Consider the following 12,179-nt stretch of genomic DNA (forward strand, 5'->3'; position numbering starts at 1 on the left):
ATCTGCAAAACGTCGAAGACGTGCTGCTGCTGAGCAACGGCGCATTCAACCTCACCGGCAACAGCCTGAACAACACCTTGACCGGCAACGCCGACAACAACGTGCTCGACGGCGGCACCGGTGCCGACACCCTGACGGGCGGTGCGGGCAACGACACCTACATCGTCGACAACAGCGGCGACGTCGTGGTGGAAACCAGTACCCTGGCCGGCGAAATCGACACCGTGCGCTCCTCGGTCACCTACGTGCTCGGCGCCAACCTGGAAAACCTGACCCTCACCGGCTCCGCCAACATCAACGGTGTCGGCAACGCCCAGAACAACGTGCTGATCGGCAACGACGGCAGCAACCAGCTCAATGGCGGACTGGGTCTGGACACCATGAGCGGCGGCAAGGGCGACGATTTCTACGCCGTGGACCAGGCCGGTGAACTGGCGCTGATCCAGGAAAACGCCGGCGAAGGCAGAGACTCGCTGTACGTGATCTTCGACGCGACCGCCCAGGATCACGCCATCGACCTGAGCCTGAGCAATCTGCAAAACGTCGAAGACGTGCTGCTGCTGAGCAACGGCGCATTCAACCTCACCGGCAACAGCCTGAACAACACCTTGACCGGCAACGCCGACAACAACGTGCTCGACGGCGGCACCGGCGCCGACACCCTGGACGGCGGCGCCGGCAACGACACCTACTACGTCGACAACGTCGCTGACGTGGTGATCGAGCGCGGCACTTCGACCTCGGAAATCGACACCGTCGCCGCCTCGATCGACTACACCCTGGGAACCAACCTCGAATACCTGACGCTGCTCGGCTCGGCCAACCTCAACGGCACCGGCAACGCCTCGAACAACGTGATCCTGGGCAATGCCGGCAACAACATCATCGACGGCGGCGTGGGGGGCGACTATCTGGCCGGCGGCGCGGGCAACGACACCTACATCGTCGACAACAGCGGCGACGTGGTGGTGGAAACCAGCACCCTGGCCGGCGAAATCGACACCGTGCGCTCCTCGGTCACCTACGTGCTCGGCGCCAACCTGGAAAACCTGACCCTCACCGGCTCCGCCAACATCAACGGTGTCGGCAACGCCCAGAACAACGTGCTGATCGGCAACGACGGCAGCAACCAGCTCAACGGAGGTCTGGGTCTGGACACCATGAGCGGCGGCAAGGGCGACGATTTCTACGCCGTGGACCAGGCCGGTGAACTGGCGCTGATCCAGGAAAACGCCGGCGAAGGCAAAGACGCGCTGTACGTGATCTTCGACGCGACCGCCCAGGACCATGCCATCGACCTGAGCCTGAGCAATCTGCAAAACGTCGAAGACGTGCTGCTGATGAGCAACGGCGCATTCAACCTTACCGGCAATAGCCTGAGCAACACCTTGACCGGGAATGCTGACAACAACATTTTGAACGGCGGCGCAGGTGCGGATTCCCTCACCGGCGGCGCAGGTGCTGACAAGTTCGTGTTCAGCAGCGTCAGCGACATGGGCACCGGTAGCAACCGCGACATCGTTACCGACTTCAGCACCTTGCAGGGCGACAAGATCGATCTGTCGCAGTTCGATGCCAATCTGCAGCTCAACGGCTTCAACGGCTTTACCTTCATCGGTGCAGGCGATTTTACCGGCGCCGGGCAGCTGCGATTCGTTGATCACGTGCTGTCGGGTAACGTCAGCGGCAACGCGGGTGCCGACTTCGAAATCCAACTGGTCGGTGTGAACACCTTTAGCGCCAACGACTTGGTGGCGTGACGGTTTTACTCGCCTGAACAAACAAAACGCCCCGACTGGTTCGGGGCGTTTTGTTTTCTCGGCTCTGCGTTTTTCCTGCTAAACCAACAGCCCCATCTCCTTCGCCCGCGCCACCGCCTGCGTACGCCGTTCAACCCCAAGCTTGCTGTTGATGTGGCTGGCGTGGGTCTTGACCGTGTGCAGCGAGATGAACAGTTGATCGCTGATTTGCTGGTTCGAACAACCTTCGGCAATCAGGCGCAGTACCGCCAGTTCACGGGTGCTGAGCTGTTCTGCCGCCGCACATGACTCCACGACCGGGCGAACGGCCACGATCGGTAAATGCTCGGCAAGGTTTTGTGAAAAAGCAGTCTGGGAACAGAGTTGCAATTGCCCGCGCAGCCACTCCGAATGTCCTGCGAGCAACCCGTCGAAGGGTTGCAATACACCGCCAACCGCTGCTTCCAGCGCCTGGGCCAGTGCCTTGCGGGCCTCGGGCTCCCGTCCGCCGGTCAGCAACAAGGTCACTTTTTGTGTCAGCGCCATAGCACAAAGCAATTGCCGTCCGGTTTGCTGCCCATGTTCAAGCAACGCATTCAACCGCCCTTCGGCGAGCATCGGTTGCCCTTGAATGACTTCCAGCAAGGCCTGCTGTAACTCGATATGCAGCGGCAGCTGTGGATGAAACTCCGGCGGCGCGGCCGCGTGTTCGCCGTTGTAGGTCTGACCCAGACGCGCCAGCCAGGCTTCGGCCAGGTCGGTGCGTCCCTGGGCCAGCCAGAGCTCGCATTTGACCAGTGTGATCATCGCCAGGTAATAAATCGGTGGCACGTCCCAGATGTGCATCAGCCGCTCGGCTTCGGCCAGTTCGGCGAAGGCTTTGGCGAACTCGCCGCTGTTGCCCTCAAGCCGCGCGATCACACAATGGCCGAGCAATACGCTGATATCGCGACAGGCCCGTGCTTCACTCAAACCGGTTTGCAAGCGCACCCGCGCGACTTGTGGTTGCAGGTGCATGGCCAGCAGGAAACCTTCATACATGGTCAGCCGTGCGCGTACGGCATAAAGCCGTTGCGCAGACAGCCCTTGCAAGCGTTGCAGGCCCTGACGGACTTCTTGCAGCGAACGCAGGATTTCCCCGCGCGCCTGCAACACACGGGCGCGGTCGTAATGGGCCAGTGCTTCAAACAATGGATTGCCGACACGCTGCGCCAATTCCAGCGACTCACGGTTCAAATTGCGCGCACGCCACAAATCGCCGTCGGCGATGGCCAGGTTGGACAGGGTCGAGAGGCACATCAAGCGTTGCCCGTAGCGTTTGGCCGGCAGGCTCTGCAGCGCTTCAGTGCAATAAAGAAGCGTCAGATCACGGTTGCCGCGCCCGCGAGCGATGATGCCGCTCAGGGCCAGCCACTGCGCCAGCATCGACTTCTGCGCCGTGGCCGAAGGGGCCGGCAGGAAGCGGCTCAAATGGGCAGCCAGTTCCTCCGCGGCGTCCAGCTGACAGGCCAGCCCCAACGCCCAGCTATAGAGCACGATCAATCGGGGGGTGCTGATCAGCAGGCTGTCTGGCAGGTCCATTTTCCAGCGCAGCAACATGCCGACGTTCTGCTCGGCGAGCAGTTGTTCTTCAGAGAGGTTTTGCACCAGGTTCGCCGCAACGTCCAGATGCCCGGCACGCAACGCTTGCTCCACCGCTTCGTCGAGCAGCCCCTGTGCATTGAACCAGCGACATGCACGCAAATGCAGGCTGGCCGCGGGCACTATCGTCTGCGCGGTGGGCCGGGTGCGCAGCAGGTCGGAAAACAGATGGTGATAGCGGTACCAGTGGCCGTGCTCGTCCAGTGGCACCAGGAACACTTGATGTGCCTGGAGGAAACGCAGGATTTCAGCACTGTCATGAGCTTCGCGAACCGCGTCGCAGAGCTCGCTGCAAAAACGTTCCTGGGGGGCTGTGTCGTAAAGGAACTGTTGCACTTCGGCCGGCAGGCAATCGATGACTTCTTCGAGCAGGTAATCGCGAATCAGTCCTTCCCCGCCGTGCAGCGACTGCGGCAACGCACCTTCTGTGCCCGCCTCGGCGGCTGCCAGCAACCAGAATCGCAGCCCCGCAACCCAGCCTTCACTGCGTTGAATCAGGCTTTCCAGCGCCTCACCACGCAATGAAGTGCTGTGGCGATCAAGCAACGTGAGGGCTTCATCGTGGGTCAGGCGAAGGTCCTGTTCATGCAGTTCGAGCAGTTGGCGCGACAGGCGCAAACGGGCCAGGTGCCAGTCCGGGCGCTGTCGACTGGTGACCATGACCAGCAAGCCATCCGGCAAATGATTGAGGAAAAATTGCAGGCAACGATCGAGCACCGGGCCTTGCGCAAGGTGGTAATCATCGAGCACCAGCAGCAAAGGCGTACTTGGCGACAGGTGAATGGCCAGCTCGTCCAGCAACCCGTCCAGCCATTCTTCAAAAGCGAACGGCTGATGGCGCTGGCGCATTTTCAGCAGTCCCAGCGCCTGGCTGCCCAGTGTCGGAAAGTAATCCTGGAGCCCTTCGAGCAACCGCTCAAGGAAACGCCCCGGGTCGCTATCTCGCGAACTCAACCCCAGCCACAGGCTTTGCCAGGAAGGTGGCAACCCCTGACAGAACTCCACCGCCAAGGAACTCTTGCCAAACCCGGCGGGTGCGCTGACCAGCAACAGCCTGCCACCGAGGCCAGCACTCAGGCGTTCGCACAGACGAGGCCGCAGCACATGGCCGTCGGGGAGCGGAGGCCTGAAAAAGCGCCCGTCCAATGCGGCGACGGAAACGCTTGCGGGGCCCGGGGGTGGGGACAGATCAGTCATGGCCGGCTCTTGTTTGAATTGCGGATGGCGGCGTTGCAGATGTCCGCAGACTAGCGGTAAACGGATAGGGAATGAAGGTTATTGCTACAAATGGCTACAAAAAGTCTACAAGCAGAGAGGTCGGTCAACCCGGCAACCACACCGCCTTTGTGAACTCCAAAAAAAAACGCCCCGAACCAGTCGGGGCGTTTTCGAGGATGCGGCCTCTGTTCAGTACAGGTTAACGAACCCCGTCCTGACGCAGTGCGGCCGGTGTGAAGTCACTGGTGGTGGCGGTGAAGCCGAAGTTATACGCGGACTTCTCTTCGTTCTTCATACCCAGCGCCAGGTAACGGCCCGATTGCAGGTCGTACAGGGTTTCCAGGGTGTACCACGGCACTTGAACGTTGTAGTAATCCTGGGCGTGGGCTTCTGCCACACGCCACAGCTGGTTACGACCGTCGTAGTGATCGATCACGGCGGCTTGCCAGGTGTCTTCGTCGATGTAGAAGTCACGTTTGGCGTAGATGTGACGTTGACCTTCCTTCAGGGTCGCCACCACATGCCAGACCCGGCGCAACTCGTAACGGGTCAGGTCCTGGTTGATGTGACCGGCCTTGATGATGTCGGTGTACTTGAGGTTCGGCGAGTCGAGCTTGTAGCTGTCCGAGGCGATGTACATCTCTTTCTTGCCTTCGAGCTTCCAGTCGTAGCGATCCGGCGCACCGTTGAACATGTCCAGGTTGTCGGAGGTACGCAGGCCATCCGCCGCAGTACCCGGCCCGTCATAGGACACTTGTGGTGCACGACGCACGCGACGCTGACCGGCGTTGTAGACCCACGCCGAACGCGGCTCCTTCACTTGGTCGAGGGTTTCGTGCACCAGCAGCACACCACCGGCCAGACGTGCCGGCGCGGTCACTTTCTGCTTGAAGTAGAACAGGATGTTACCCGGGTTTTTCGGGTCGTAGTCCTTCATCTTGTCGCGGAAAACGAACTGATCCTCGAAGTACACCAGGCTGAACGAACCGTTCGGCTGTGGCGTGGCCTGGGTCACCAGACGGGTCACGCTGCCACCGCGATAGCGGGTAATGTGGTTCCAGATGACTTCAACGCCGCTTTTCGGAATCGGAAACGGTACGGCGGTTTCGAAGTTTTCCAGGCCGTTGCCGCCGGACACGAGGGTCGTTGCGGTGGCGTTTTTCTTGATGGCGGCGAACACGTCATCCGGCACGGTGGAGCCGCGATGGGACGGGTAAACCGGCATCTTGTAGGTTTCCGGGTAGCGCTTGAACATCGCGTACTGGCCCGGGGCGAGTTTCTCTTTGTACTGGTCGACGTTCTGCGCGGTGATGGTGAACAGCGGCTTTTCACTGGCGAACGGGTCGGACAGGAAACCCTTGCTGTCAACGGTGCCGGCGTTTTTCGGCATGGGCTTCCAGGCCGGAATCGAACCGTCGGCGTTGCCCGCCATCTCGGCACCCATCGGCGTCAGGCTCTTGCCCAGTTTGTCGGCTTCGGCCGCAGGGACCGCCGCCATTACACTGCTCGCCAGCAGCGAAAGCCCCAAGACACCGGCGTGGAACAGACTCTTTGTTATTTTCATATGTGTGTTCGTCCTCAAAAAACAGTGCTTAGAAGTTCACGCCGACGCTGAGTGCAACAAAGTCGCGATCATCTACGGTGGTGTACTTGCCGTCGAAGAAGTTGGTGTAGGCCAGGCTTGCGGTGTAGGTGTTCTGGTATTCGGCATCGACGCCCAGGCTCACTGCTTTACGACCTTCTTCGAAGTTGCCGCCAGGGCCAGGCGAGTAACCGTTCACGTCGTGGGACCAGGCCACGTTCGGCTTGAGGTTCACGCCGGCGAACACGTCGTTGTATTCCCAGATCGCACGACCGCGGTAGCCCCACGAAGTCGCCGTGGTGAAGCCGTCGTTATCGCAGTTGCGGCTGCGGTTGTTGGTGGCAGCGCCTGGACCAGCCCCGTTGATGGTGCTGGTGTTGAGTGCAACACAGGTGTCCAGAGCGCCCGAGGCGGGCAGACTACCCGGACCGTAGACCGGATCGCGACCATAACGAACCTCAGAGGTGCTTTCCAGGCCACCGACATGGGTCACGCCCACTTCGCCGACAAGTGTGAGACGACTGGCGCCCATGACTTGATCGAAGAAGTGCGTCAGGGTGGTCTGGAACTGGGTGACCTCTTTACGACGATAACCGTTCAGGTCGGTGCCCGGAGCGGCCGACAGCAACGAAGCGTTGGTCAACGGATTGTTCGGATTGTTGTTGCCCAAAGGACGAATGCCGGCGAACAGAATGTCGGTGGAGTTCAACTGCACCGGTGCGTTCGGACGGTAGCTGATCTCACCGCTCCACGCCGTACCGGTAGGCAGGGTGGTGGAGAAGCTCAAACCGTAGAGGCGAATGTCTTCAGGGTATTCGATGAAGTATTTCGAGTTACCCGCGACCAGCAGCGGACCCAGAGCCTGGAACGCGCCTGGCAATGCCGCCACGCCGTTGTAGACCGATTGTGGCGCACCGGTGGCGCTGAAGATCGGCGCACGGCTGTGGTAGTTCATGAAGTAGGCACCGAACTCGGTGTCCAGCGGGTCGAACATGTACTTGAAGGACGCGCCCCACTGGCCGCTGTCGCGTGCATCACGATCGCCGCCACGCTGGACCAGAACACCTTCTTCGTTGACGTTGACACCGTTGGCTGCCAACGGGCCCAGCGCGATGGCTGGAATCGTCGAGCGCTTGTTCAGCACGCGCAGGTTGTTGTCGCAACCGTCGGCGACGATGTCTGGTTGAGAGAAGAACGTGCCGCAGTTGTCGACAACGGTCTGGTCCCATTCCAGCTGGTAAAACGCTTCGGCCGAAAGGTTTTCGGTCAGGCTCTGGGACACATAGAACATGTTGACCGGGATCAGGCCTTCCTTGATCTCGGCACCGGGACGACGGAACGCAGACACGTCAATCGGGTTGATCGAGTTGATGCCGCCGCCGATGAATGTACTTTCACCCCAGCTCACGACCTGCTTGCCCAGACGCACGGAGCCCGGCTCATCGGCAACGGTGTAGTTGTGGTAGATGAAGGCGTCGAGGATTTGCCCGCCGGAGGACTTGGCGCCCTCTTTGCGGCCGTCGTTTTCGACGTTCTTGAATTCCAGGTTGGTATCTTGCAGCGCGAAGTCGTACCAGTATTTGCCCCGGACAAACACGCCGGTGTCGCCGTATTTCAATTCAAGGTCATGGATGCCCTTGAAGATCTTCGAGAACGCTTGCCCGCTCTTGAAGTTCAGGTGACCGTCATCGGAGGTCTGGGACAGGCCATGCCCGCCGTTGTTGACGCCGATCAGGTTCTTGTTCGGCTGTTGGGTCGAGATACTCATACCCAGGGACAGCGACGAGTCGAACTGACCTTCGATTTCACCAACGTTGAAACTGACGCCGAATGCAGGCCCGGCGAGCGAAGAGGCGAGACTGACCGCCAGGGGCAATTTCGCCCGGCGCCAGAACTTGTTTACTGATGTCATCGACGCTACTCCATGTGCATTATTGTTATGGCAGTGAGCACTTCTAAAAACGTTGTGGGTGACGGGGAGCCAAGGCGTCCCGAAGTCACTCCAAAATTGCATCGCCCCGTTTTGTGCGTTTGCTCCGTTCTTAAAAATCCTTGAGCGGACTATAGCCAGCAGGTAGTAGAGCTTGATCCCTCTAAAGTGTGATTTGCAGCTGCCGGCCACTCTGGAACAGTCCTTTCGCCAGTCCGACACATGTCGGCACGGCAAGGATGGCTGAAAATTCGGATTACACAAGCCAAGCGCTTGCTTGGTGGGGCTGGCGTGCCCTTTCGGGCACACCGGAGGACGCTTAAAGCGTCGAGAGGAACGCGCTGTTGTTGGCCTGCCATTCAGTGATGTCGAGGCGGATGCGCTTCTTGTCGAGCTTGCCGACGCTGGTCTTGGGAATTTCAGTAACAAGGGCAATCTGGCTAGGAATGGCCCACTTGCTCAGGTGCCCCAATTCCACGAACGGCTTGAGGTGTTCCTTGAGTTCCCGGGCCCCGATCTCATGCCCTTCGCGAAGCACCAGCAGAGCGAACGGGCGCTCGCCCCACTGCGGATCGGCGATGCCCACCACTGCTACTTCGCGTACCGAAACGTGGCGACTGATCAAGTCTTCGAGGTCCAGGGACGAGATCCACTCGCCACCGGTCTTGATCACGTCCTTGATGCGGTCTCGAATGTCGATCACGCCCATGGCATCCAGCGTCGCCACGTCGCCGGTATGCAGCCAGCCTCCGGCCCAGAGCTCGGCGCCCTTCTGCGGTTCGTTGAAATAGCCTTCGGTGAGCCATGGCGCACGCAGCACGAGCTCGCCCTGGGTCTCGCCATCGGCGGGCAGGAAATTGCCGTCGGTGTCGACGATCGCCGCTTCCACCAAGGGCCCCGGCACGCCGGCCTTGATGCGATAGGTGGTGCGTTCGTCTTCGCTGCCGGCCATCAACTCATCATTGAGGTGAGCACACGACACCAGCGGCCCGGTTTCCGACATGCCGTAAGCCGCGGTCAACTGGATGCCCTTGCTCTTGGCCGCTTCGTACAGCGTACGGTTGAGCGCACTGCCGCCGATGACGATTTTCCAGCCGCCGAAATCCGTGCCTTGCGCCGCTTTGGCGTTGAGGATCATTTGCAGAATGGTCGGTACGCAATGGGAAAAGGTGACCTTCTCCTTGTGCCACAGCTCCACCAGGTATTCCGGGTCGTAGCGGCCGGGATACACCTGCTTGAGCCCGAGCATGGTCGCCACATACGGCAAGCCCCAGGCATGCACATGGAACATCGGGGTGATCGGCATGTACACGTCGCTGGTGCCCAGCAGGCGCACGCTGTCGATGGAGCCCATGATGGTCGACACGCCCATGGTGTGCAGGACCAGTTGCCGGTGGGTGAAATACACACCTTTGGGGTTGCCGGTGGTACCGGTGGTGTAGAACGTGGTCGCGACGGAGTTTTCGTCGAAGTCCTGGAAGTCGTATTGCGCACTGGCAGCCGCCAGCAGTTGCTCGTACTCGCCGATCAGGTTCGGCAGGTCGGCGGTTTTCTCCGGCAGATCAGTCAGCAGCAGGGTTTTCTCGACCGTGGTCAAGTGCCCGGCAATCGCCTGGTAAAGCCCCACGAACTCGCTGTTGACCAGTACAAAGCGATCCTCGGCGTGGTTCATGGTGTAGAGGATCTGTTCCGGCGACAGGCGCACGTTGATCGTGTGGATCACCGCGCCGATCATCGGGATGGCGAACATGCATTCCAGGTAGCGATGGCTGTCCCAGTCCATCACCGCCACCGTATCCCCGGCCTTGACCCCGGCGGCCGTCAGCACGTTGGCCAGCCGCGCGACCCGTTCGATCAGGGTCGGATAGCTGTAGCGCAACTGGTCGCGGTAAATGATCTCGCGGGTTTTCTCATAACGAGCGCCGGACATCAGCAGCCGCTTGATCAGCAGCGGATACTGGTAAGCGCCTTCGGCTGGGGGGATAACGCGAGTCTGCAACATATGAATCCCTTTTCTGGCTGCACGGTGTTGGCTGAATAAAAGCACTTTAGTGCCCTTCAATGTCAGCCAAATCAGCCAAAGGAATGATTTGCAGAGCCGTACAAATGCTAGCTTTGCGCCAGCATTTGCAGGATGTCGAGGATCAGCCCGCTATCAATGCATCTCGGTGAACGCGAGTTTCACGCCGATGGCGATCAGCACCACGCCCATGGTGCGGTCGAACCAGTGGCCCATGCGGGCGAAACCGGCGCGCACACGCTGTTGGCTGAACAGCCGCGCCACCAGGCAAAACCACAGCGCCGTCGCCGCCGCGAGATAGACCCCGTAACCGGCTTGCACCGCCAACGGCGTATGCGGGTTGATCACCACGGTGAACAACGACAGGAAGAACAGCGTGGCTTTCGGGTTCAGGCCGTTGGTCACAAAACCGGAGGTGAACGCGCCCCGGGCGGTGCGCTCGCCGGTTTCCTTGTGCAAGTTGTCATCGACAGCCTTGGCCGGTTGCGCGCGCAGGGCCTTGTAGCCGATGTACAGCAGGTACGCGGCGGCGGCCCATTTCAGCGCGTTGAACAGTACGATCGACTGGGACACGATCAGGCCGATGCCCAGCAGCGAATAGCCGACGTGCAGGAAAATGGCGGTGCCGACGCCCAGCGCCGTCCAGGTACCGGCGCGCCGACCGTGGGTCACGCTTTCACGCACCACCACGGCAAAGTCCGGGCCGGGACTGGCCACGGCGAGCAAGTGAATCAGGGCAACGGTCAAGAACTCTGTCCAGTACATGGGGGCTCCTTTGGGGCAGATCGGTCGAAAAGAAAAATGTCAGGCTGACAACATCCCTGTAGTAGCTGGCGAAGCCTGCGTTCGGCTGCACAGCCGTCGTGAAATCAGGCACCGCGCTCTTACAGAAAGTCCGCATGTTCCGGGTTTACGACTGCTGCGCAGCCGAACGCAGGCTTCGCCAGCTGCTACGGGGGGGGGGCGGTGCTTCATCGCATAGCGCGTCAACTTCGCCACTTGGTGCACTGCGTAACCATTTGTTTCATCTGATAGGCTCGGCAGATTACGCCTTCAGTTCAATGCACAAAAGGTACAGTTGATGACGAACTCTCGCCGCGCCGTTTTCCTCGACCACCCGTCCCTGGACCTTGGCGACCTCGACCTCAACCCGTTGCGTGATTGCTTCGACGACTTGCAGCTGTTCGCGCAGACCCTGCCAGATCAAGTGATCGAACGCCTCAAGGGCGCCACGGTGGCCATCAGCAACAAGATCCTGATCAACGCCGACGCCATCGCCGCCAGCCCCGACCTGAAGCTGATCCTGATCACCGCCACCGGCACCAACAACGTCGATCTCGCGGCCGCCCGCGCCCATGGCGTTACCGTTTGCAACTGCCAGGGTTACGGCACGCCGTCGGTGGCGCAGCACACGATCATGTTGCTGCTTAACCTGGCGACGCGCTTGGCCGATTATCAAAAAGCCGTGGGTGAAGGTCGCTGGCAGCAGGCGAAACAGTTCTGTCTGCTCGATTACCCGATCGTCGAACTGGAAGGCAAAACCCTCGGATTACTCGGCCATGGCGAACTCGGCGGCGCCGTCGCACGACTGGCCGAAGCATTCGGCATGCGCGTGCTGCTGGGTCAGATCCCGGGGCGCCCTGCCCGGCCGGATCGTTTGCCGCTGGATCAACTGTTGCCGCAGATCGACGCCCTCACCCTGCACTGCCCGCTCAACGAACACACCCGCCACTTCATCGGCGCCCGTGAACTGGCCTCGATGAAACCCGGCGCCTTCGTGGTCAATACCGCGCGCGGTGGTTTGATCGATGAGCAGGCGCTGGCCGATGCCCTGCGCAACGGTCATCTGGGCGGCGCGGCCACCGACGTACTGAGCGTAGAGCCACCGACGGCGGGCAATCCTTTGCTGGCTGATGACATCCCGCGCTTGATCGTCACCCCGCACAACGCCTGGGGCAGTCGCGAAGCACGACAGCGAATCGTCGGGCAGTTGACCGAAAACGCGCAGGCTTTCTTCAGCGGTACAGCGCTGCGGGTCGTCAGTTGATA

Annotated in this window: 6 protein-coding genes and 1 pseudogene; 2 read left to right on the plus strand and 5 right to left on the minus strand. The window is 60.6% G+C overall.

The window, feature by feature from the left end; all coding sequences use genetic code 11:
• Window positions 1-1,760 (plus strand): annotated as a pseudogene (locus tag SB725_RS28680) (calcium-binding protein); the annotation flags it as partial.
• 78 nt (window positions 1,761-1,838) lie between these two features.
• Here the strand turns inward: SB725_RS28680 and SB725_RS28685 are convergent.
• From SB725_RS28685 to SB725_RS28705, 5 genes are all read right to left on the minus strand, one after another.
• Entirely contained in the window at window positions 1,839-4,577 is a 2,739-nt protein-coding gene (locus tag SB725_RS28685) for a LuxR C-terminal-related transcriptional regulator (RefSeq protein WP_027925995.1), read from the minus strand.
• A gap of 220 nt (window positions 4,578-4,797) precedes the next feature.
• On the minus strand, window positions 4,798-6,162 hold the full coding sequence (locus SB725_RS28690) for a DUF1329 domain-containing protein (RefSeq protein WP_059182171.1): 1,365 nt from the start codon (window positions 6,160-6,162) through the stop codon (window positions 4,798-4,800).
• Window positions 6,163-6,190: 28 nt separating this feature from the next.
• Window positions 6,191-8,092 (minus strand): DUF1302 domain-containing protein, encoded by a 1,902-nt coding sequence (locus SB725_RS28695; RefSeq protein ID WP_059182170.1) that lies wholly within the window; start codon window positions 8,090-8,092, stop codon window positions 6,191-6,193.
• A 337-nt stretch (window positions 8,093-8,429) separates the two neighbouring features.
• Window positions 8,430-10,112 carry a fatty acid--CoA ligase gene (locus SB725_RS28700; protein WP_027925992.1) on the minus strand — a complete coding sequence of 561 codons (1,683 nt, stop codon included), beginning with the start codon at window positions 10,110-10,112 and terminating at the stop codon, window positions 8,430-8,432.
• Window positions 10,113-10,265: 153 nt separating this feature from the next.
• Entirely contained in the window at window positions 10,266-10,895 is a 630-nt protein-coding gene (locus SB725_RS28705) for a LysE family translocator (RefSeq protein WP_027925991.1), read from the minus strand.
• 316 nt (window positions 10,896-11,211) lie between these two features.
• Here SB725_RS28705 and SB725_RS28710 point away from each other — a divergent pair, with 316 nt between their 5' ends.
• Entirely contained in the window at window positions 11,212-12,177 is a 966-nt protein-coding gene (locus SB725_RS28710) for a 2-hydroxyacid dehydrogenase (RefSeq protein ID WP_027925990.1), read from the plus strand.
• Window positions 12,178-12,179: the final 2 nt, after the last annotated feature.

Origin of the sequence: Pseudomonas sp. SIMBA_041, from assembly GCF_046535095.1 — a bacterium.
In the GTDB taxonomy this organism is placed as follows: domain Bacteria; phylum Pseudomonadota; class Gammaproteobacteria; order Pseudomonadales; family Pseudomonadaceae; genus Aquipseudomonas; species Aquipseudomonas mucoides.